Annotated in this window: 25 protein-coding genes and 1 pseudogene; 14 read left to right on the plus strand and 12 right to left on the minus strand. The window is 41.5% G+C overall.

Translation table 11 applies throughout. The features are described from left to right. Positions 1–37: 37 nt before the first annotated feature. The 5 genes from QUB80_RS00670 (at position 38) to QUB80_RS00690 (ending at position 5990) form a co-directional block, all read left to right on the plus strand. Entirely contained in the window at positions 38–1168 is a 1131-nt protein-coding gene (locus QUB80_RS00670; RefSeq protein ID WP_289787575.1) for an AI-2E family transporter, read from the plus strand. 116 nt (positions 1169–1284) lie between these two features. Beyond that, positions 1285–2727, plus strand: coding sequence for a TldD/PmbA family protein (locus tag QUB80_RS00675; protein WP_289787576.1), 1443 nt, complete (start codon positions 1285–1287; stop codon positions 2725–2727). A gap of 213 nt (positions 2728–2940) precedes the next feature. Beyond that, positions 2941–4287 (plus strand): TldD/PmbA family protein, encoded by a 1347-nt coding sequence (locus tag QUB80_RS00680; protein ID WP_289787577.1) that lies wholly within the window; start codon positions 2941–2943, stop codon positions 4285–4287. Between the two features lie 344 nt (positions 4288–4631). Continuing rightward, entirely contained in the window at positions 4632–5570 is a 939-nt protein-coding gene (locus QUB80_RS00685) for a geranylgeranylglycerol-phosphate geranylgeranyltransferase (RefSeq protein ID WP_289787578.1), read from the plus strand. Positions 5571–5693: 123 nt separating this feature from the next. Continuing rightward, complete coding sequence (locus tag QUB80_RS00690; protein ID WP_289787579.1) at positions 5694–5990, plus strand: S1 RNA-binding domain-containing protein; 297 nt, start codon at positions 5694–5696, stop codon at positions 5988–5990. Between the two features lie 255 nt (positions 5991–6245). Here the strand turns inward: QUB80_RS00690 and QUB80_RS00695 are convergent, their stop codons facing one another. Further along, the gene (locus QUB80_RS00695) at positions 6246–6824 is read right to left on the minus strand and encodes a sugar O-acetyltransferase (RefSeq protein ID WP_289787580.1); all 579 of its coding nucleotides are present in this window, start codon (positions 6822–6824) and stop codon (positions 6246–6248) included. A gap of 111 nt (positions 6825–6935) precedes the next feature. Further along, positions 6936–7559 (minus strand): dihydroxyacetone kinase subunit DhaL, encoded by a 624-nt coding sequence (gene dhaL, locus QUB80_RS00700; protein WP_289787581.1) that lies wholly within the window; start codon positions 7557–7559, stop codon positions 6936–6938. A 246-nt stretch (positions 7560–7805) separates the two neighbouring features. Here dhaL and QUB80_RS00705 point away from each other — a divergent pair, with 246 nt between their 5' ends. Further along, positions 7806–8618, plus strand: a complete 813-nt coding sequence (locus tag QUB80_RS00705; RefSeq protein WP_289787582.1) for an alpha/beta fold hydrolase — start codon at positions 7806–7808, stop codon at positions 8616–8618. A gap of 14 nt (positions 8619–8632) precedes the next feature. On the opposite strand, the gene QUB80_RS00710 is transcribed toward QUB80_RS00705, so the two are convergent. From QUB80_RS00710 to QUB80_RS00720, 3 genes are all read right to left on the minus strand, one after another. Then, positions 8633–9418: a 3-hydroxybutyrate dehydrogenase gene (locus QUB80_RS00710; RefSeq protein WP_289787583.1), complete on the minus strand. Its 786-nt coding sequence runs from the start codon at positions 9416–9418 to the stop codon at positions 8633–8635. 132 nt (positions 9419–9550) lie between these two features. Beyond that, positions 9551–10390 (minus strand): M56 family metallopeptidase, encoded by an 840-nt coding sequence (locus tag QUB80_RS00715; protein ID WP_289788110.1) that lies wholly within the window; start codon positions 10388–10390, stop codon positions 9551–9553. Continuing rightward, positions 10390–10809, minus strand: a complete 420-nt coding sequence (locus tag QUB80_RS00720; RefSeq protein ID WP_289787584.1) for a BlaI/MecI/CopY family transcriptional regulator — start codon at positions 10807–10809, stop codon at positions 10390–10392. The genes QUB80_RS00715 and QUB80_RS00720 overlap by 1 nt, the downstream gene beginning before the upstream one ends. 198 nt (positions 10810–11007) lie before the next feature. Between QUB80_RS00720 and QUB80_RS00725 the strand changes: the two genes are divergently transcribed. Further along, positions 11008–11178, plus strand: coding sequence for a hypothetical protein (locus tag QUB80_RS00725; protein ID WP_289787585.1), 171 nt, complete (start codon positions 11008–11010; stop codon positions 11176–11178). A 359-nt stretch (positions 11179–11537) separates the two neighbouring features. Here QUB80_RS00725 and mnmE read toward each other — a convergent pair whose 3' ends face one another. Further along, positions 11538–12920 (minus strand): tRNA uridine-5-carboxymethylaminomethyl(34) synthesis GTPase MnmE, encoded by a 1383-nt coding sequence (gene mnmE / locus QUB80_RS00730; RefSeq protein WP_289787586.1) that lies wholly within the window; start codon positions 12918–12920, stop codon positions 11538–11540. A 175-nt stretch (positions 12921–13095) separates the two neighbouring features. On the opposite strand from mnmE, the gene QUB80_RS00735 reads away from it, so the two are divergent. After that, positions 13096–13305 carry a hypothetical protein gene (locus QUB80_RS00735; RefSeq protein ID WP_289787587.1) on the plus strand — a complete coding sequence of 70 codons (210 nt, stop codon included), beginning with the start codon at positions 13096–13098 and terminating at the stop codon, positions 13303–13305. Positions 13306–13521: 216 nt separating this feature from the next. Then, positions 13522–14133: a DUF4126 domain-containing protein gene (locus QUB80_RS00740; protein ID WP_289787588.1), complete on the plus strand. Its 612-nt coding sequence runs from the start codon at positions 13522–13524 to the stop codon at positions 14131–14133. Between the two features lie 21 nt (positions 14134–14154). On the opposite strand, the gene QUB80_RS00745 is transcribed toward QUB80_RS00740, so the two are convergent. After that, positions 14155–14346, minus strand: coding sequence for a hypothetical protein (locus QUB80_RS00745; protein ID WP_289787589.1), 192 nt, complete (start codon positions 14344–14346; stop codon positions 14155–14157). Between the two features lie 69 nt (positions 14347–14415). Between QUB80_RS00745 and QUB80_RS00750 the strand changes: the two genes are divergently transcribed. Then, positions 14416–15327: a hypothetical protein gene (locus QUB80_RS00750; protein ID WP_289787590.1), complete on the plus strand. Its 912-nt coding sequence runs from the start codon at positions 14416–14418 to the stop codon at positions 15325–15327. 56 nt (positions 15328–15383) lie between these two features. Then, on the plus strand, positions 15384–16514 hold the full coding sequence (locus QUB80_RS00755; RefSeq protein ID WP_289787591.1) for an NAD-dependent epimerase/dehydratase family protein: 1131 nt from the start codon (positions 15384–15386) through the stop codon (positions 16512–16514). On the opposite strand, the gene QUB80_RS00760 is transcribed toward QUB80_RS00755, so the two are convergent. Next, positions 16511–17359, minus strand: coding sequence for a lysophospholipid acyltransferase family protein (locus QUB80_RS00760; protein ID WP_289787592.1), 849 nt, complete (start codon positions 17357–17359; stop codon positions 16511–16513). The genes QUB80_RS00755 and QUB80_RS00760 overlap by 4 nt on opposite strands. 1124 nt (positions 17360–18483) lie before the next feature. On the opposite strand from QUB80_RS00760, the pseudogene QUB80_RS00765 reads away from it, so the two are divergent. Continuing rightward, positions 18484–18882: pseudogene (locus QUB80_RS00765) on the plus strand (hypothetical protein); the annotation flags it as partial. Positions 18883–18890: 8 nt separating this feature from the next. On the opposite strand, the gene QUB80_RS00770 reads toward QUB80_RS00765, so the two are convergent. After that, complete coding sequence (locus QUB80_RS00770) at positions 18891–19067, minus strand: hypothetical protein (protein WP_289787593.1); 177 nt, start codon at positions 19065–19067, stop codon at positions 18891–18893. A 270-nt stretch (positions 19068–19337) separates the two neighbouring features. Between QUB80_RS00770 and QUB80_RS00775 the strand changes: the two genes are divergently transcribed. Together QUB80_RS00775 and QUB80_RS00780 are read left to right on the plus strand one after the other, a co-directional pair. Continuing rightward, the gene (locus QUB80_RS00775; RefSeq protein WP_289787594.1) at positions 19338–19583 is read left to right on the plus strand and encodes a hypothetical protein; all 246 of its coding nucleotides are present in this window, start codon (positions 19338–19340) and stop codon (positions 19581–19583) included. Beyond that, positions 19531–19962 carry a cytochrome P450 gene (locus QUB80_RS00780; protein ID WP_289787595.1) on the plus strand — a complete coding sequence of 144 codons (432 nt, stop codon included), beginning with the start codon at positions 19531–19533 and terminating at the stop codon, positions 19960–19962. The genes QUB80_RS00775 and QUB80_RS00780 overlap by 53 nt, the downstream gene beginning before the upstream one ends. 50 nt (positions 19963–20012) lie before the next feature. Here the strand turns inward: QUB80_RS00780 and QUB80_RS00785 are convergent, their stop codons facing one another. The 3 genes from QUB80_RS00785 to QUB80_RS00795 all read right to left on the minus strand — a co-directional run bounded on the left by QUB80_RS00785 (position 20013) and on the right by QUB80_RS00795 (position 22085). Beyond that, positions 20013–20207 carry a DUF2795 domain-containing protein gene (locus tag QUB80_RS00785; RefSeq protein WP_289787596.1) on the minus strand — a complete coding sequence of 65 codons (195 nt, stop codon included), beginning with the start codon at positions 20205–20207 and terminating at the stop codon, positions 20013–20015. A 211-nt stretch (positions 20208–20418) separates the two neighbouring features. Next, entirely contained in the window at positions 20419–21111 is a 693-nt protein-coding gene (locus QUB80_RS00790) for an O-methyltransferase (protein ID WP_289787597.1), read from the minus strand. A gap of 86 nt (positions 21112–21197) precedes the next feature. Then, complete coding sequence (locus QUB80_RS00795) at positions 21198–22085, minus strand: helix-turn-helix domain-containing protein (protein ID WP_289787598.1); 888 nt, start codon at positions 22083–22085, stop codon at positions 21198–21200. Positions 22086–22108: the final 23 nt, after the last annotated feature.

Below are 22108 nucleotides of genomic sequence, written 5' to 3' on the forward strand. Positions count from 1 at the left end.
CTATAGCTGTTCCCTATCCCCTATCCCTAATACTTTTATGTCCGAAAAGCGTCAGGTGATATCTTTACTGAATCTCCTGTTAATTATCGCGACTTTCTTTTTAGTCGTACTATTGTGGCAACTGCGGAGCTTGCTGTTGACATTAATGATTGCAGTCGTTCTAGCAGCAGCGATCGCCCCCATAGTTGATGCTGCGCAAAGATTGCGCTTGCCACGTTGGTTGGGTGTAATTTTGGCTTACATGGGTTTAATCGCTAGCTTAGTTGGGCTAGGTTTAATTATTGGCCCCTCTGTTGCCGATCAAATTCAAAGATTGGGTAGTAGACTACCAGTCTATCTGGACAATTTACGGATGGCATTGGAAAATTTAGCCGTGCGGATGGGAATTTATCAGCTAGAGTCCATAGATCAATTCTTTGATATCCAAGCACTCACTAATTGGTTGATTCGTTCTAGCCAGCAGTTGTTGGTGCGTTCTTTTGGATTAACTCGCGGTATCGTTGGTGGTGTCGTAAATTTGATTTTAGCTTTGGTAATTTCTGCCTACATGGTTGCTGGTAGCGAAAATTTGATTAAAGGATTGGTGGCACTGTTTCCCAAGCCCTGGGATGAGCGCCTTGCTGCCCAAGTTGTACCCATTTCTCGCCGGATGGGAGGTTATATCCAAGGTCGAGTTTTGGTGTCCGCTATTTTAGCCTTTGCTATTACACTGGGTTTAGGCATTTTGGGACTTTCGGAGTTTGCCTTAGCATTGGGTGTAATTGCTGGCTTTACAAATTTGATACCATTTGTCGGGCCGATATTAGGAGCGATCCCAGCTTTAATAGTCGCAATTCCTCAAGGAGGGTTAACTTTCCTCTGGGTACTATTGTTATTTGTCATTATCCAGAATTTAGAAAGTTACGTACTCGATCCTTTGCTGGTAGGTTCTTCAGTGCGAGTTCATCCGTTATATCAACTTTTAGCAGTACTAGGAGGAACGCAAGTTTTAGGAATTATTGGTGCTGTAATCGTCCCACCTTGGATCGCTGGTTTGGCAGTGTTACTAGAGAATCTTTATCTACGTCCAAAATTAATCGCAGAACAGAAAGATAATCTCTCAGAAGCTGTAATTTGTTCAGATAACCAACAATTGTCGGATGGAGCATCTAAATTATCTGGGAAATAACCCCGTTCCCTGTTCCCTATTCCCTGTGTTTCTTGAGAGGTATAAGGTTAAGAAAAGGTTATTTATTGATAAATGTAATTGATTTCCACTTATATTTACTGGAATTTTAAGAAAATATGTGGTCTGAACTAACAAAAGCGATCGCCAATATCAACATTCCCGCAGATTGGATTGGGATCAGGGTAGTTAAAGAAACTTCTTCCCACCGTTATTTCCGCGATGCCTTACCGCAAAGTAATGGCAAATCTTTCACAATTGGAGCAATGCTGGAAGTAATGGTAAATGGCTGCATTGGCTATGCTGCTACCAATCATCTAGAACTTGCGAGTTTGCAAGCTGCTGCCGAAAAAGCTTATAAACAGGCACAAGCAGCAAGTCAGTGGTGGATACATCCATTTCAACCAGCAACTGAGCGTCCTAAGGTTGTTGGTGAATATATTTCCCCCTTTCTCGAACCATTGGATGCTCTGAGTGCTGCTGAAATCAATGATTTGCTAGTCCGTACCTGCCATACTCTGAAAGTATCCGAACAAATAGTCCAAACTACAGCTAGTGCTACCACTACCGAAAGAGAAACTTGGTTCACAAGCAGTAATGGCTCTGAGGTATATCAAAATTTTATTTCCTTACGTCAGCATTACGGAGCGATCGCCCAAGAAGGAGCGATCGTGCAGCACCGTACTAACAATGGTTGGGAAGCTAACTGTTACCAAGGTGGCATAGAGCTATTCAAACAAGAAGATATATGGCAACGGGTGCAGCACATTGGCGAACAGGCAGTCGAACTTCTAACAGCCCAAGAGTGTCCAACTACACGCACAAATCTGGTATTAGCCCCAGATCAAATGATGTTGCAAATTCATGAAAGTGTCGGACACCCTCTAGAAATTGACAGAATTCTAGGAGACGAGCGCAACTATGCCGGAGGTAGCTTTGTTAACAAAAGTGATTTCGGCGTTTTGGTATATGGTTCTCCCCTGATGAATATTACCTTTGACCCTACCGTATCTGGAGAATTTGCCAGCTATGGCTTTGATGATACTGGTGCTGTGGCAACGCGGGAGTATTTAATTAAGGAAGGTGTATTACTGCGGGGCTTGGGCAGTTTAGAAAGTCAGAAAAGAGCTGGGATACCAGGAGTAGCTTGTGCGCGTGCTTGCTCTTGGAATCGACCTGCTATTGACCGGATGGCAAACTTAAATTTAGAACCAGGAAAAGCATCTTTTGAAGAAATTATTGCTGGCATAGAACATGGAGTTTACATGGAGTCTAACCGCTCTTGGTCAATAGACGATCGCCGCTATAAATTTCAATTTGGTTGCGAGTATGCAAAATTGATTGAAAATGGCAAATTCACCAAAACACTCCGCAATCCTAATTATCGAGCTACAACTCCAGAGTTTTGGCACAGCTTAATTAAAGTTGGCAACTCCTCGACTTGGGAAATGTACGGTACCCCTTACTGCGGCAAAGGAGAACCAAATCAAGCTATTTGGGTAGGACATGGTTCACCCGTTTGTGTGTTTGCTAATGTCGAAGTATTTGGCGGCGGAACTTGAAGAGGACAAGGGGACAAGGAGACGCGGAGACACGGAGACAAGGAGGTGAGGGAGGTGAAGAAGGTGAGGTAGTTGAGGAATTAATAAGAGTAAATTCTTCCCCATCTTCTCTATCTCCCTCATCTCTTCCTCCTCCACTCTCCCACTCCTCTTACTAATCCCTAGCCCCTAGCCTAAGCGCCTCTAGCCCCTTTTTTCTAGATAGGAAGATAAATGAAACACCAGGAACCCTCTGCTTTTGAAGCCAGCTTTAACCAATTAATTGAAACTCTTTTAAATAAGAAAGAAGAAAGTGAACAATTCACTGTGAAATTGAGCAGTGAATATAGTCAATTTACGCGTTTCAATCATGCCAAAGTGCGACAAACAGGTACTGTTGCTGATGGCTGGGCTGAGTTGACTTTAATGCAAGATCAGCGCAGTAGTTTTCGGCTAATTCCTTTCACCGGCGATCGAGAAGTGGATTGGCAGGTGGCATACAAAGCTTTGCAAGAACTACGTGAAGAGGTTCCTCTGCTACCTTTAGATCCCTATTTAGTTTTACCATCAGGAACTAATGCCAGTAGAGAAATTCATATAGGTAATTTGTTACCGGAAGAAACTGTAGTGCCAAGGGTACTCGAATTGGTGAATGAATTAGATTTTACGGGTATCTATGCCGGAGGAACTGTAGTTAAAGCCTATGCTGATTCTAGTGGTCAGAAACACTGGTTTGCTACAGATTCTTTTACTTTAGATTATTCTATATTCACTCCCGAAGAACAAGCTGTCAAAGGTACTTTTGCAGGCAGTAATTGGCACCAAGAAGCTTACACAGCCAAAATTGATGAAGCTAAAAAGCAACTAAAATTACTTTCTCGATCTATTAAACAATTACCACGAGGAAATTATAAAACTTATTTTGCGCCCGCAGCAGTTGCTGATTTATTAAGTATGCTTTCTTGGGGAGGTGTGAGCGAAGCTGATTTACAACAAGGAAACAGCGCTCTAGCAGCCCTATCTCGTCAAGAAAAATTACTTTCTCCTACATTTAATCTTAAAGAAAACTTTCAACTGGGATTAGTACCGCGCTTTAATGAATGGGGAGAAATGGCAGCACCCGAATTACCAATAATTACAAATGGAATTTTGGTTAATACTCTAATCAATTCTCGTACTGCTAAGGAATATCAAAAAACTGCCAATGGTGCTAACACTGCTGAGTCTTTGCGTGCGCCGGAATTAAGTCCGGGAAATTTAGCATTTGATCGGATTCTGCCAAGTTTGGATACTGGATTGTATGTATCAAATTTGCATTACTTAAATTGGAGCGATCGCCCCACGGGAAGAATCACTGGTATGACTCGTTATGCCTGTTTTTGGGTAGAAGGTGGCGAAATTATTGCTCCAATAGAAAATTTGCGCTTCGATGAGAGTCTTTATCGGTTTTGGGGAGAAAATCTGGTAGATTTGACTGATTTTCAAGAATTTATTTCAGAAGTTGGAACATACGAAGGTCGTCAACTCGGAGGTAGTATAGTTCCTGGTATGTTGGTTGAAGACTTTACATATACGCTTTAGTACGAAGATGTATATTTAGGCAAAATTTCGCTTTATGTCAACAGTAAATTTTGCCCATTCCAAAATATTGCATATTTTTACAAACATCTTGACAAAATACCCATATCAATATCCATGAGATAGACTAAGTAAATAGGTGTATATAAAACAAACTAAAAATAAGTATTCAAGAGTTTTTTCGCCTATACCCAATGCTCTATAGCCTAATGCCTGGGTTTAACGAGTAGAAGTTTTTGCTCGCAGATTTACCGAGCAAAAAACTCTATCCAGGTATTAGGGGTAATGGCTATGGGAGTGAAATAGTATGTTTTATTACCCACATAGTTGAATATGTGAGGTTAACGATGAGCGAACAATTACAGATTGACAAAAAAACTGGTTCGTTCACTTCTGCATCAGGAAATAATAATTCTTCTTTACCTGACTCTAGTGACAAAATTCGCCTAATTCGTGATTTTGCTCAACTTTTCCGATTACCAGTTGCGATCTTGGCTGCTTTAGTAGGTTGTGCTACTATCTATGCGTTAAATTCAGCAGTTCCATTATATAAATACCTGCTGACGGCAATTATTTTAGTTTGCACACACTCTGCCGCCTGTGCAATCAATGACTATTGGGATGTAGAGAAAGATAAAATAGATCATCCACAAAGACCTTTACCATCTGGGCGTCTTTCTCTGCAACAAGTTTGGTGGGCTGCTACTATTCTGTTTGTCTGCGCTCTAATCGCAGCAATTCCTCTTGGGATCTATTGCTTGATCCTAGTAGCCGTGAGTTCCATCTTGCTATGGAATTACTCCCATCTGTTAGCCCGTAACGGTATTTTTGCGAATTTTATTGTGGCAGCGATCGCAGGTGCAATCATTTTTCTGGGTAGTTTAGTAGTAAATCGCCCTTTGGCGCTACTGTATCCTAGTGCTTTTGCATTCTGCTACACCCTCGCCAAAGAAATCATCTGGGATGTGCATGATGCAGCAGGCGATCGCGCCCAGGGAATTATCACCGTTGTCAATTCTTGGGGAAAGAAAAAGGCTTTCTCAATTAGTTGGGGATTAATTGGTATGTTGCTTGTGTCAATTCCTCTTGCAGTATTACTGCTACCAATGGCACATCCTCTGATATTTGGAGTTTTCTCCTCAGTTATGTTGCTGATGATGGGAATGGCACTGGCACGTTATCAATATCAAGATAGTGTGAATGCTTACGAAGGATTTGTGTTTTGGGATCGCATAGGTATGCTTGTGGGAGCAGTAGGTTTGTTGGGGGCTGCTCCGGCAGTTTAATATCAGATGCAGATGAACGCATAAATATAAATCTTGTGGTGCGGACATCTTGTCTGCACCGGACGGACTAGAAGCTCATCCCACAAGAAAGCTATCATGCACAAAACTAGCTGTGATAGACATATGAGTGATGTAGATAAACAGTGGGAAGAGTTGAAGCGTAACTTTCCTATTGGACACAAATTTTATGGCGAGGTTGCAAGCATCAAGCCTTTTGGTGTTTTTGTGTATCTGGGCTATCAAGTTGTGAACGGTTATAAATTCAGCGGAATAATAGATATTGCTACACAATCGGATAGTGATTCATCTGGCTTACCGACGGATAATTCTTTGTGGCCGCAGGTTGGTCAACGAATTCATTGCAAAGTAATTGCTTATCGGGAATACAACAAAGAAGTAGACTTAAGATTGGTTCAATAGAAAAACAAACATAACTATGCTGTTTGGCAATGCTAAGAACTGTCGGAGGCATTTATAAAAATGGGCAAACTGAACTGAATTAGACACCGCAGGATGTGAGCGATCGCGCTAAAGTTCTTGTTACTTTCTTGTTACTTTTATTAAACCTGGCAAATTGAATAAATAGTTAGACCAATTCTCTATAAAAGTAAGCTTAATTAGCCTGCCTCCGCAGGCTTAGTTTGTATAGCCGCACCCTTCTAGGGTGTCGGAATATTAGGATTTCAAAGAGCGAATGACGCGACAGGGATTGCCAGCAGCAACGACATTAGCAGGAACGTCTTTGACAACAACGCTCCCGGCACCAATAGTAGTATTGTCACCAATCGTCACACCCGGACAAATAATTGCACCACCACCAATCCAGACATTATTACCAATCGTGACAGGAGCAGCTAATTCTAGCTCTCTGTGCCTAAGTCGTTGGATCGGATCGGTGGGATGATAGGCAGTGTAAATCTGCACGTAAGGAGCGCAAAGAAGATTGTCGCCTATATGCACGGTGTTACAGTCTAGAATTACGCAGCCAAAATTCATATATAAATTTTTACCAGCATATATATTGCTACCGTAGTCACACAGAAATGGTGGTATAACCTCAAAATTTTGACCTAGTTTGCCAAACAGTTCTTGGAGAATTTGCGATCGCTGTTCTAATTCTTCTTCGGTAGTAGCATTGTAAAAACGAGTCAGCCGACGCGCTCTTTGACGCTCAATCACTAGTTCAGGATCGGTGGAAAGATACAGCTCTCCTGCTAGCATTTTTTGTTTTTCAGTCTTTTGTGAATCTTGCATTGATCGCACAGAGAATCAAGTCCGGTTGAACACTTATCATTAGGGCTGACGCGGGGACACGGTGACGCGGAGAGTTTTTCTGATGAGCAATTAGGTAGACATGATTAATTATCAAATAATATCTAACAAACTCTTCAACATTAAATAACAAGAGGTTGCCCCTGGATCTTGATGCCCTACACTGCGTTCTCCTAAATAGCTAGCCCTACCTTTTTTTGCTTGCATGGGAATAGTTTCTTTCATACCCTGTTCTGCCGCAGCTACAGCTTTTTGCATTGCTTCCAGCATGAGTTTACCTTCTTTTGTCGCTTGCCCAAAAGCCGCTACAGCCGGAGATAAAGCATCCACCATTGTTTTATCATCTAGTTGTGCTTTGCCGCGTCCGATTACGCCTTCTAAACCGACTTGCAGCATTTGAAGCACATCTTGCTCGGTTAGTTCTTGTTTGCCTGTAGTTACTGTACTGGCTCGTAAAAATAGAGTGCCATAGAGAGGCCCGCTCGCACCACCCACTGTGGAAATTAGAGTCATGCTCACCGTTTTCAAAATGCTGCCGATATCTTTGTCTGCTGCACTCGGCAGTTGAGTTATCACCTTTTGGAAGCCGCGAACCATGTTGATACCATGATCAGCATCACCAATGGCTGCATCTAATTCTGTTAAATAGTCTTTGTTCTCCTCCAGTACAGTTGCAAATTTCTGCAACCATTTCACAACCTGCTCCTTGCTCACCATAGTTAACCTTACAGCCTTAATATGTGTACTTTAATACTACGGAAAATTATCTCAGGTGTTTTGAGAATGGTTAAAGCCTGTAATTATCGAACCATAATAATTTTAGGCTTCATAGACAGATAAAAAGCATCTCTTCAAAACAGCCACACTAAGCGATCGCATTGCTTTCCTCACGTAATACAATTGCAGAGAGGTGCTACATAGCTGAGAAAACGAAAAACAAAATCGAATCAAAGGAATGGAATAATGCCGTTTCTCACTGCTGATGATGGTGTTCCTATCTACTACACAGATCAGGGGCAAGGTATCCCTATCTTCCTCATTCACGGCTGGATGATGAACCACCAATTTTTCAAATACAACATTCCGGTACTAGCCCAAACCCATCGTGTGGTAACTATGGACATTCGCGGTCATGGGTATTCGGGAAAGCAGGAGATTAACTGGACATTGCAGCAGGCGGCTAGGGACGTGCGCCAGATCGTCAATTATCTGGATTTGAGTGAGGTGATCCTCGTTGGCTGGTCAATGGGAACTACTCTTATTCACAATTATTTTGACCAATTTGGAGGCGAGAAGCTTAAAGGAGCCGTTTTTATTGACATGACACCCTATCTGCTCAAGACGGAGGATTGGGAACATGCCGTATTTGGTAAAATGGATCTTCAGGCAGCTGTGAATCTAGCATCCAGTATCATTAAAGACAGAATGCAAATTGCGGAAAAGTTTGTCCCAGGCTGCTTCAACGTTAATCAAGTAGTAGATCCGGCGCTTAGGGAATCGTGGATGCGAGAGTCGATGTTGACACCAAACAGTGCGATGGTCGCTTTTTGGCTGGATATGGTGACCTACGACTGGCGTTCCCATCTCGCGCAAATCCCAGTTCCTGTTTTACTATGTTATGGCGCACATAGTGCAGTTTATCCCACTCAGTTGGGCAAACATATGCACGAACGTATCCATAATAGTCAGCTGATTATGTTTGAATACAGCGGTCACTCTCCATTTTGGGAAGAACCAGAGCGTTTCAATGCTGAAGTGGCACGCTTTGCTGGCTAATTTGCAGTTCAAATTTACTGCGCTAACCAACCTGCATCAATTGGCAGTGCTGTGCCAGTCACAGTTTTACAGGCATCGCTGCATAGATAAATGGTCATAGCTGCAATCTGTTCTACAGTTACAAACTCCTTAATGGCATGATGCGCCAGCAGAACTTTAGGAATCACTTCATCCTCTGACAGGTGATGGGCTTTGGCTTGTTCGGAAATTTGCTGACGTACCAAAGGAGTATCAACATAGCCAGGACAGATGGCATTTACGGTAATGCCAAACTCGGCTAAATCTAGCGCTGCTGCCTTGGTCAATCCTACTAGTCCGTGCTTGGCAGCTACATAAGCTGACTTGTAAGCTGATGCTACCAGACCATGTACAGAGGCGATGTTGACGATCCGTCCCCATTTTTTCTCTTTCATCAACGGTAATACAGCACGGATGGTATAAAACGCCGAAGAAAGATTGGTGGCAATCATCGCATCCCATTTCTCGATGGGGAAAGTATCTATCGGCTCGACATACTGAATACCAGCATTATTAACCAGAATATCAATGCTACCTAGTTTCTTTTGTGCATCAGTAATCATTGTCGTAACTTCTTGCACATTACCCACATCGGCCTTGTAATATAAGATTCTTTGCCCCATCTTTTCCAACTCCTGACGGGTATTTTCTGCTTCTTGTGGCGTATCGATCCCATTCAAAATAATATTCGCCCCTTCTTGCGCCATTGCTGAGGCAATACCGCGACCGATGCCAGTCAGCGAGCCAGTAATTAGGGCTGTTTTACCTTGTAATCTCATCATGCATTGTCTCCTTTACCTTAGAGACTTGTGCTAAGACCTTTCTAGTTGGCTATGCTGAAGAACCGAAAAGTGGTTAAATTGACTCTAAATTTAGAGACGCGATATTTCGCGTCTCTTCTCTACTGCGATCGCTCACGAGTGAAATATCACTGTCACCAAGGGCAAAAATGCTAACAGAAAGCTATGCCAAGAGGTGAGATTAAATTCTGGCGTAGATTGTGGTTGTTCTAAAAGAGCTTCTATCCTCTGTTCTAAGCGATCTGTTGCACTGGAACCTAAAGCTGCACAGCAAATTAGGGAGGTTACGGGTGGAGTGCTAGCTACCAATAAAAGTGACTCTGCCAGCAACAAGGGATCTACTTTTGATGCCGCGTGGGCATCAGCACGTAGTTCGCGTAAAATTAACAGTTCTTGCCATAAATTTTCTGTATTCGGTAACCAATGAGTGCAAGCACGCACCCAACCCAGCCAGAAAAACCAGAATGTATCTCGGTAATGGCAATGCCCTTGCTCATGAGCTAAAACTGTTTCTAAATGAGCAGTTGAGAGAGTTTTTACTAATCCTTGACTGAGAACGAGTTCGGGTTGCCAAAAACCAATCGAAGCTGCAAATAAGGCTCCTGTGTTCAATAGGCGCACTTGTCTACCAGCAAGATTTACAACAGGGCAGTTGCGGGTAGATTTTACAGACTGCCAGCCTTCCCATAGCAGCTTGATCCCCAAAATGCCAGAGAATATTAGGTAGCTTAACGCCAATACATAGCTAAACCAGCCTGTCTGTAAGCCACCCATTTGCCCTTGAGATCCCATACAAAGCAAGGCGATCGCTGTCATTAAAATCAACAATGGAGGAAAAAGAAATAAAAATAACGTTCGTTGCCACCGTACAGCCCAATTGCCTTGGGGCTGCTGCCAAGAGAATCGAAGCCAACAACAAACTGTAATGACGGCGCAAATCATCAATAGATGCATCATTTTTCCCCCCTCGCTTGCCGTGCAGCTTGAATGCGTTTTGCTATTGCTTGTATTTTCTCACTTGCTACTTCATCTAGACTATCGGCAAAAGCGGCAACAACATCAGGATTGCCTACTGCCAGAAATTGCTGCAATTGTTCATGCGCCTTGATTACTTGGGCTTGTTGCTTTGACAGCAAAGGACGCCAGTAAAATGCTCGTCCTTTTTTGTCGCAGGCTAGCCAACCTTTTTCGGTTAAGCGGCGCAGCACTGTAGTCACTGAGGTATAAGCTAATTCTCGGTTGGGATCTGCCAGAATGCGATCATGTACATCCTTAACTGTAGCCGAACCAAGCTCCCAAATCAGGTTCAAAATTTCTGCTTCCAAAGGGCCTAAAGACATTTGTTTGGGGCGGTAGTCAGGTAAAGGTGCCATTGTCTACTGTTAGTTGTTGATATTTGGTAGTTGGTAGGAACAGGTTATACTGATGATCTTTCGCTGCAAATAACTTAATTTCTGATAGATTTGATATTTTTACCCGATGAAGAGAGCAAACACAACTTCTTCAATCTGTTCTTTTTTCAGATTATCGTTGATTTACCTGTTTTGTAAGCGATCGCATTATTAATTATCATGCCACTTGCCATCACACTACTATGCTTGGTGGCATCAACCTGGTTAGAGTCCCCAGATGAGTTATACTATTTTGGATTTTGGATACTTCGGCAAGCTCAGTACAAGTTTTCGATTTTGGATTGGAAATTACCTTCTGTATCTGGGTTAGGTAAATCCATCTGCCCCTAATCTTTTTTTTATTGGTGTTAGTATTTGTCATCCCGAATTTTAAAAGCTTGATTATTCCTCTTTTGTTACTCTGGGAAAATAAAAATAAGAGCCAAATTTTCAACTGTAGATACAAGGGGCATTTGAGGTTTATTTTCGTTCCAGAATGCTTGAAATCAATGTTTTTGGTAAAAGTCTTATGCTGTAGGCATTCCAGATTATTATCTCCCGAAAGCGATAAAAGAGGATTATTGATATTTGTATTTGGCTATCTGCTTTACTCAATCAACAGAGTACAATAAGCTATTTCTTACTAAGTAGGGGTTAAATCTACAAAAGTTGTGATTAGATTTCAGTGAGAAAGACTTTGTATACTCACATCACTTACCAATACAAAACCTACTAAAAATCCTATCAAGAACCGATTCTGTTACTTCTTCTCCCGTAATTTCTCCGAGAGCATGAACCACACCGCGTAAGTCAATTGTCCAAAAATCAAGAGGTAGTTCCTGGACAATAGTTGCTTGCACCTGTTCTAAAGATGTTTTCGCTTTTACCAATGCAGCTGCTTGTCTTTGGTTAATTGCTAAATCCATATCAGCAGCTTGTACTTTTCCGATTTGAACTATTTCTAAAATTGCTGTTTCTAAAGCATCAATTCCTTGATTTTGTGCGGCAGATGTTCTGACAAATTGATTAATCTCATTTGGATAATGGACTATTTCTACTAATGCAAGGTCGATTTTGTTGATAACTAAAATTAACGGACGGTGTTTTACTTGTTCGTAAATTTCTTGATCACCTGCCGTCCAGCCTACAGAAGCATCAATAGTCAAAAGTACCAAATCGGCTGCACTCGCAGCACGGCGGGAACGTTCAACACCAATTTTTTCTACTTGGTCTTCTGTTTCCCGAATGCCTGCGGTATCTAGTACTTGCACGGGTATTCCACCCACTACTAACTGTGATTCAACGACATCACGGGTTGTACCAGGTAAATCGGTAACAATAGCGCGATCGCTTTTACTCCACGCATTCAACAAACTTGATTTTCCGACATTTGGACGCCCAACAATTGCCACTTTTAATCCAGTGCGGAGCAGTTCGCCTTGATCGGCGGTTGCAAGTAGTTTAGTAATTTCTGCGGTAATTCTCTCAATTTCTGAGATAATACTTTTATCATCCAACGGAGGTAAGTCTTCCTCAAAATCGATCCGCGCTTCAATTTCTGCCAAGATATCCAAACATTGAGCGCGTAACTGTCGAATTGGATGAGCTAATTTACCTTGCAAACCAGCCAAAGCAGACGTTTGCGCTTGGGGCGATCGCGCTCCCACCAAATCGGCAATACTTTCTGCTTGCGTTAAATCTAATCTGCCATTTAAAAATGCCCGTAAAGTAAATTCTCCTGGTTGAGCTAATCTGGCGCCGTTTTCTAAGCATAGGTGCAACACCTGCTGCACTGCCATAATTCCACCATGGCAATGGAACTCCACAACATCTTCACGGGTATAGGAACGGGGTGCTTTCATAATTAACAGCAGTGCTTCATCCACCAATTGTTGTGTCTGGGGATGACGAATATAACCATAAAGAATGCGATGGCTTTCCCAGACTTGACGCCCAGGAGCATGGAAAAGAGTTTTGGCAATCGGCATTGCTTCCGAGCCGGATACGCGGACAATCCCCACACTACCCTGCTGGGGAACAATGGCAGTGGCGATCGCAGCGATAGTTCCAGTGGTAGCAAAGATTTCTGACATGAGCGCTTTCTTTTAAATATCAAATTATGTCTACTGGCCAGGTTAGCAATATAGCTTTTTGATTAATGAATAGAATCAAAGAGACGATAACATTTATCTAGGAAAAGTATTTGTACTTAGCAGCCGTAATTGCTGTCTGCTGGTGTCCGAAGGAGAATCACACAAGGAGGTTTGCATGGAAGACAGTAATCTCAACATCAATTGTAAAGAAGCCTGTGTTAACGGCTGCGTTTTGGGTGATAAATGTCCCAATATTGAATTTAGAGAAGCCGCAGCCAAGTTTATTGAAGAAACTTCTTTAGACAAGATGCTAGAGATGGCTGAAGAAGCCAGAATGAGAAAGTTGATGGAACCACCAAAATGGGTTTTCCCTGACGATAACTAAAGTTTTCAAAAGCTTAAGCTCATTCTCCTATCACTCATAACTTTTGTAGGGGCAAACGTTTCCAAGCCCCTCATAAAAATCTAAAGGCTGATGAAGATTTAAGGACAATTTGTTACCGTTAACTCGGAATTGCTGTTGGGTAGGCATTCTGAGGTTGGAGTGCAGCAGTACTCAAAAGCAAATTGATCGTTCAACTTGATCGGCACGAGGATAATAATGAGTACCACCATTGAGCTAAATACTTTATTCAATCTCGATACATTGATTGAACTTCTGCTGGGAATTAGCTTGAGTGCGGCGGCTGGCTTTCGAGTATTTGTACCACTGCTGGCATTAAGTATGGCATCGGTTTTGGGACATATAAATTTGCCAACTGATTTGGATTGGGTAGAAACGCCTCAAGCCTTAGCTGTATTTGCAGTTGCTTGTTTGCTTGAAATTATCGGCTATTATATTCCCTGGCTGGATCATCTGCTGGATACTGTTGCCACACCTGCGGCATTTATCGCTGGAACGATTGTCGCGGCATCCTTTGCCCCGGAAATGAGTCCAATAGTGCAATGGACGTTAGCTTTAGTTATAGGTGGTGGAACTGCGGGGTTAACTAAGGGATTGATGAATATCTTACGAATAACTTCTACAGGCGTCTCAGGTGGATTAACCAATCCTGTTTTGTCAACGATTGAGCTAGTCATTGCCATTGGGCTGTCTGTACTTGCGATCGCAACCCCAGCAGTAGCAGGAATCATTGTAATTGGTGTTCTAATATTTGCTCTTCAACGAATCTGGAAGTTCTTTACAAGCAAGCCATCTTCCCAACCAAACTAATACTTGATTGCTTTTGGCTTCCTAATCAACTGAAACTTTTGTCTTCATCAAGAGTGCTACAAGCAAAGCAGCCACACCGCAAAAAAGACCTAAAAATATCCACAGTCCTAAAGGACGGCCCTTACGCCAAGCAATAACTGCTGCTATGCTACCCACAAGGCTATGAGTGAGCAGTAGTAAGTAGAGAATTTGTTCGCTGCTAAGATTTGACATGACCTAAAAGCAGACATCTTTAATGTAGGTGAAACTGCGATCGGTGTGAGGAAAATTGGATAAATTAATATGTCTCGTTTTTTCAAGTTAATTATAAACATAGTAGTCTTAGCAGCATTATTACTTTTATCCCAGCAAGTTTGGGCAAAAAATTGGCGTCCTGTTCGTGGTGGTATTCCTTTCGGTATCAGTGGTATGGCTTTAGTTGGGCAGCAAAGGAATTCTCTAGATTTTTTAGTTGTTCATGACAACAAACAAAAAAACCAAGGACGTTTAGCAATCATCAGTATTAAAGGTAAAAACCAACCTGAGTACTTTCCTTTAAACTGGCAAAACAACATCGAACTACCAATCGACTTAGAGGCACTAACATCTATTCCAGGGACAATAAACTCCTCTTTTATAGCTTTAAGTAGTTCGGGAAAAGCTTACCACATTAGACTAGAGCGCACAAAAGGGGCAATTTCGTTAATAAGGGAATTTAATTTACCAGAAATTCCCAAAGGAAGTAATTTTGAAGCATTTGCCCTGCAAAATATCGAGGGTAAATTAGTTGCTGTTTGGGCGCACCGAGGCGAAGGGGAACAACCAGCAGTTATTTACTGGGGAACACTTGACATAGCTACGTATCAAATTACTTCTGTTGGTTTTGCCAATCTAAAAGTACCGTTTCCATCTGGAAATATTCGCCATATTTCGGATCTAAGGGTAGATCCTGCTGGAATTGTATATATCACTTCTGCAAGTGATCCAGGAAATGACGGGCCGTTTCAGTCGGGTGTATACGTTGCTGGTTACCTGGGATTTCGCGGTAACAAAATTGTATGGCGGCAGAATCCTCAACTTTTTCCTCTCTACCGTTGTGATTACCACAAGATTGAAGCTATAGAAATTGTTCCAGGTGCAGAAGGTGGTGCAATCGTCGCTACGGATGATGAAAATTTGGGTTCGTATGTGTACATTTTGGGTGGAAGTAGCTGAGGTTGTTGGTTGCAACTGCTATTTCTGTGTATACAGGCTTTTTAGTAAAAATAATCATGTCTAAACAAGAAATAGAACTACCATATACCAAAGAAGAAGTAGGAAGTTGGTATATCAACAAAACTGTAAACGATCAACTTTTAGAAAATATTCAGGAATTAAAAAATAAAAAAATCAGCGTTATGGGAGGCTGTGGTCAAGTTGGTTCCCATGTCATAGCAAAATTATATGAATTTGGCTTTCCAATTGAAAATATTTACATCAACGATGATTTGCGATTAGGCAAGCGAGAAAACCTGCCAGAACCTCTACGCGATCGCCTAGATACAAGAACCCATCTTGAATACTCACAAAATCCTCAACACGAGTCAGATATAGTCATTTTTGTAGGAGGGCGATCAAGCGCTCCTCACTTTGAAAATTTGAACGATGTTATGGAAGAAATTGAAATGTGGAGGGCAACTTTAGAATGGTGTGTTGCTAAAAAAATTAGATTAATATTTGCAAGCACGAGCAGTTTATGTAAGCAGCGTCCTTCTGTTGAAACACAAAGAGTTTGGCCTGGTTCTCTTTACGAACTCGCAAAACTGATGATGGAAGAAATGGCTATTCAACAAGCTCTTTGTAATGATTTAGTAGTGCAAATTTGCAGATTCTTTTCTGTTTATGGTGTCACAGAGCAACACAAAAATAATTTTGGCAATCTGTATACCCAAATTCTCTGGTATGCCATCAAAAGCAAACCATTTGAAATCTGGGGACAATCAAATTATTTTGCACCAGGTGACCAGACAAGAGATATAATTTTTGCGCCTGAAGTATCACGCGCAATTTTGCATTTGCTGACTTTACCTGCTCCTAGTCCGAGAGTTGATGATATCTCCAGTCTTACATATAACATTGGACAAGGTAAACCCGTCTCCGTTCGAGAAATGATAGGACAAATAGAAGAACTTGTGCCATCAACAATGAAACCTATTATTCTTGAAACAGAAGTTCCTCAATATATGAAAAACTATGTTGTTCATACGTGGGGAAATCCACAAAAGCTACTTGACTCAGGCTTTAAACCTCTGTTTACAAATCACATAGAAAACCTAAAATTTATCATTCATGCTTTATTAAATGAGAAGAATTGGTATTGGTCTATTGTGGAAAATATTAGAAGAAAAACTCTAAAAACTTAACCTGTATTCATTACTAAAATATCCAATTCCCGTTGCATTTGCGTATAAACTAAGTCATAACAAGCATTCACGTAGCCGCGATCGCGTGCTGCCTGGTTACCATAACGTTCAAAAACAATCGGAGCACAAACACGGGTATGGATTTGTACAGGTAAAGGTATATTGGGTAACGGGCCAATTGCTAAACCCCAAGGTAAACCTAGATATATGGGAAACACACCTGGATCTATGCCGTATAACCAAGGTAATCCCAAATAATGTAGTTGTTTTACTTGTTCGTAGCAATCACCTAAAACAATCAAAGTGTCATGTGCGCCGACAGAAATCACTGGAATAATTGGTACTGATTTTTTTAATGCCAGCTTAATAAATCCTTTGTGATTGGCAAAGTGAATTTTGTAACGCTCTTGATGGGGACGAAACATATCGTATTGTCCTCCCGGATAAACAAGTACACTTGCACCAATATCAAAAGCTGCACTTGCCATTGTTGGATGGGCAGGAATGGCTCCAAGTTTTTGTGCCAGGTTGGCAATGGGGGGACTTACTTTCCACGCATAAGGGTGCATTAAACCATACACCAGACGTTGCACTCCAAAGCGACGGAACCAATCGTACATCATCATGTGTAAATCAGGAGATGCCATGCCGCCATTATGCGAACCAACGAGCAAAACTTGTCCATGATCTGGAATGTGATGCCAACCTGAAGTCTGTACCCGAAAATAGTAGCGATAGAGCCACTCCCATATCGGCATTAAGGATTCGATAAATTGGGAATCTCGCGCTGATAACGTCCAACCTGGTAATGATGTAAATGATGTAGCTGAATTTTGATTAATCATAATTCTGATGTAGACTACCTACGCGCTGGTAGATATACGAATAGACTCAAAGGTAAGGGGAGCCACTTGCACAGGAAGGGTTTCCCGACTTGTAGACGCGCCTTCTTCGGCTTCGGTGCAAGGTACAAAGTGGCGTGAGGTTGGGAGGGGTTAAATATGTATTATTGCAAAAAGTTAATTGGTATTAGTACCATGTAACAGCAATCAATAATCCTCCAGAAATACTTCGCACTTAGTAGAAATCAACTTTTTTTAACACAACCTCATCCACTAGACATTCAATAGAATAATCTTTTGAGTAGATGTCTGCACTTGGCACTAGTCATATATTGAAAGTATTAATTATTACGATTATCAGAATACAAAGAGGAGTTTTATATGTTTGCTGCTGTTATTTTTTTAGCTAGCTACGCTGTAATATCTTCAGTCTTTATTTCTAAAATGGAATAAAAAATAGTTGATTATTTTGGGCGTCAGCTAAGATTTTCTGCATCTTGTATCGGTATCTCTCATCGTTATTCGTACCTCCATTACCTCGGTTGATTTCACCGGGGTTTTTTGTTGTGGAGTGCGATCGCATTTTTAAACTCTTATAAGGACACGAAATCTCATTTTACATACAATTGGCATAAAGGCTAAACCACGATTTTGTGAGCAATTAGCTATTTTTTAGTTTTTTTTAAAATTACAATTACTGTACCGTAAACAATCAAAAAAAGCTATTTTAAAACTTAAAATCAAGATTTTCACTTTTCATGCAAGTCAAAAAAGCTTATTCTTCAGGAAACAGGTGCAATATTGACTCAGACTAAATCCTGTTAATTTAACTCCCCGAACCCACTCCCAAAAGTGGGCTTTTTATTTGCAAATTAAATGTAATTCTAATTTAGAAAATGATTGCAACAGATGGATCATATCGTGTTCAGTTAAAGACTTATCATTAAGTCAACAGAGGGGGCAGAGGAGAGAAGTTTTCGCTTTCTGCACAGATGCACGCCCATCATAACTGGGATAAACTCATCAAAGAGCTTGCTAGGAAAAGTACCCAGAAAAAACCCACACAGGAAGATTTAGATTTACGAGTCAAGGAAGTAGATCGGAAGTTCCCTATCCCACAAGCACCGATACAAGCAGTTGGCGATCTGCCTGTCACAGTTCACCCTTACATCGCCGAGGAATGGGCAAATATGGTCAAGCATGGTGGCTCTAACTGGGGAGGGGCAATGAATCAAGGCAATGAAGAAATTCTTCAACGGATAAATGAGAACAAAGGCAAGTTACCAATTGCCGACCAGCGAGAGATGTACTTCAAGATTATGACCTACAAGGCAACTGAGGCACAAAAGCAAGGAGAAACAGTCGTCGATTTTGTTCCGCTTAAAGATATTATGAATGACTTACAAGTATGGCGAGGAGAAGAAATTCGGCAGCAATATACCCCTACTGAACACATACCCTCCCCTCAAAAGCAAACTGTCGCTGCTGCTGCACCTAAAACCAAGTCAAGAGAAGTTGAACTATAAATTACCCGTCACCAAAAGACGACGGGGAAGCCCGTTCCTTTAAGGGGCGGGAGGAATTGTCGTCCGTCGTCTTGGGGCAAGGGGCATTCATGCATTGGCCAATGCCCAATTCCCAATTCCCGATGCCCGCGAAATCCCCCAGACTTCAGTCGGGGGATGAGCTTAACAAGTTTGCAAAGTTGCATTGGCAATATAAAAACTTGGGTTTAGAAGTTACGCAAATTTACATCAGTTGCAAATTTCAAATTCAACAAGCTTTTCATTTATTTAAATGATTAGTTCATTGTTTTAAATAACACTAATTAAGGAGAAATTACTACGTAAAGCTCACGCAGATACTCAATGTACTATTTCAAGCGAAAAATCAAAAAGTGAGCTTAACATCTGAATTAAAAAATAGAAACTCACCTATCAGGGGATGGTTTGACTCTAGACTAAACCAAATAGTTATTAAAATGATTACTAGCCATAATCAATTATTAGAAAATCAAGAAATTATCAGGCCAGTTGATGGTGTAAATTTTCCATTGGTAGGAAATGCGATCGCCAAAGCACTTGCTAAGTATCTAGGAAACATCTATGAAGATAAAACATGGTTTACTAATTGTCTTGCTCATGGTTTCCCCAAAATGAAATCAAAAAAACGGGGTGACAGTTTCACAAGCAACTATCAAAGAGACTTTACGGACTTTACCGCCTAGCTCTACTGCTAAACGCCGCCTCACCAAATCGGTGATTTTGGATGGAGTACTCTATGCCAAGGGTTGTAGTGTTATGGCTGAACCACGACTAGCGCACATGATGACAGAACATTTTCCGGAGCCGGATAAATTTGAGCCAGAGCGCTTTTTACCTCCGCGTAATGAAGGCAAAATGTACGAGTTTATCCCCTTTGGTGGGGGTGTACACGCCTGCTTAGGAGCGGAGATGGCGATGGTGGTGACTAAAATCTTTGCCGCTCATATTCTGCATTTATTTGATTGGCAACTGACACAAGAAGCAACTTTTGTACAGTTTCCGCTTAAGAAACTCAAGAATGATTATGAAATTAGTCTGCAAAAATGTGAGAGCTTGATGTAAAGATTTTCTAGTCAGGTAGAGACGCTTAGAATAACGCGTCTCTACTATCACTACGCGATATTGTTGATGGCTTGGTTCACAGCCGCTGCTGTTTCATAGTCTTTAATCGGTATCTGCTTCAAAGTCCGAAGAACTTTCTCATCAAAACCTTTTTCTTCAGCACGCATAATCAAGTCTTTTTTGCTGATTGGGTAGACAACTTCGTTCAAGTTTTTCTGTAGTTGGCTCAGGTTCAAGTCTGTCATGATTTTTCTCCTTAGGGTACGACTCTGTGTACTGCTAAAGGGAGTACTAAATCAGTTAGTCCTTTGTAATCTCCTATACTATTTTGGAGATATATAGCTTCTTGACATCAGACTAAAGGTAGAGATTTGACTTGCTCAAAATATAAACAGGATGGGTAAGCTTTTTACAATACAACTGAACAGCCTGTACTTGGAGAGTATTTAGACTTCTCTAACCAACATAGTAAGAGTATTCAAAACCTGCTCCTATTGTCAGAGTCATTGATTCAAAACCATTTTTCCCCGATCGCATATATTCCACGTAAGGGCGGAGAGTCTTTTTAAAAGTAAAGATATTGTCGGCTAAAACAACGGAACCAGAACGTAATTTTGGTTTGAGTAGCTCAAGAATTGGTATGTACAAATCTTTCCATCCGTCAAGCAGAACAAGATCTACAGGTTCTGGCACATCCCTTAAGGTTTCGAGCGCATCTCCCAAACGGATATCTGTAACTTGAGATAAACCTGCTTCAGCAAGATTGGCAACTGCACGCTCATGTTTTGATGGCTCGAATTCAGTGCCAACTACTACCTCTCCTTGATTGTCGCGAACAGCAGCAGCAAGATAAATTGTTGAAACTCCAAACGATGTGCCAAACTCAACCACTCGTTTTGCCCCAACTGAGCGTGCCATCAGATACAGAAACTTACCTTGCTCCCGTGAAATGGGAATATAAAGGTTTTTGGTTGTTTGAGGAGTAAGAATTTCAAACATCTGTTTGCCTGCTAGACGTCCAGCAATAACTTGGGGTAAAAGTTGTAAGAAACGCCAGCGATCGCCCCGTGCTGCGTCATGGAGACGACTGAGAACTGTGTATACTTGTTGACATCTTAGTGAGCAAACCTGTTGTGTTAGATATTCCATTATGTTTCTCCCTGTCTTTGCCTTAAAGATAAGATGTTTGACAGGTTGATGTCTGATAGGTTCTTGCTGGCTGCAACAGATTCTTGCTATTTTCTGAGAAAGATTTTGGGTGTGACACCAACCAGTCGTTTGAAGTGATGGCTGAGATGGCTTGGATTAGCAAAACCAGCTTGAAAGGCTACTTCAGTTACATTCAGGTTACTGTGCAAAAGTAATTGTTTGGCATACTCCACACGTTGCCTAATCACGTATTGATGAACCGAAACCCCCATTGACTGTTTAAATAGGTGTGCAAAATAGTATCGACTCATGCCAACTTGAGAAGCGATCGCATCCAATGACAAATCCTCTGCTAGATGCTCGTTGATATATTCAACAGCCTGACGCAACTTGTATTTAGGAAGTCCTGCCGCGTATTCTTGAATGCAGTGTTGTTTGGCAGAATAGTGTCGTAATAAATGCACTGCTAGCATTGTTGCTGCTGATTCAGCGTAAAGGCGGCTACCTGTTTTGTCTGTTTCCAATACTGACTTGAGTGCTAGCCCAATTTGATAAACAAGCGGATCGGCTTTTGCAAACTGGGGTGTAATCTCGACGCGATCGGGATCGATTGACTCGTAAGCGGTAAGGGCAATTAGAGCAGGTTCAACAGAGAGTGTGATGCACTCAATTTCCAAATTCCAAGATAAGCTGTGAAACACCTTTGCAGGCACGATTGCAATTTCACCACTGCTAATGCACTTATTGTAGTGGTGTCCATCAATCGCACACTCTATTTGCTGTGGATGCTTAAAAATAGGAATATTAATTTCGTGAGCGGCATCGATGTGATTGGGAGTTTCATGGGGTGGTTGGCAGTGATATTCAAGATTAATTCCACTCCAACCAACTGGCTGGCTGGAAATCAAGGGTAAGCGAGGGAGGTGGTATATATCTTTAAACTTAGAACTCAGAAAAGATTTTTCCTTTGGCATCTTTGGTTACCCCTGATTTTTCC

This window comes from Chlorogloeopsis sp. ULAP01 (assembly GCF_030381805.1).
GTDB lineage: Bacteria > Cyanobacteriota > Cyanobacteriia > Cyanobacteriales > Nostocaceae > Chlorogloeopsis.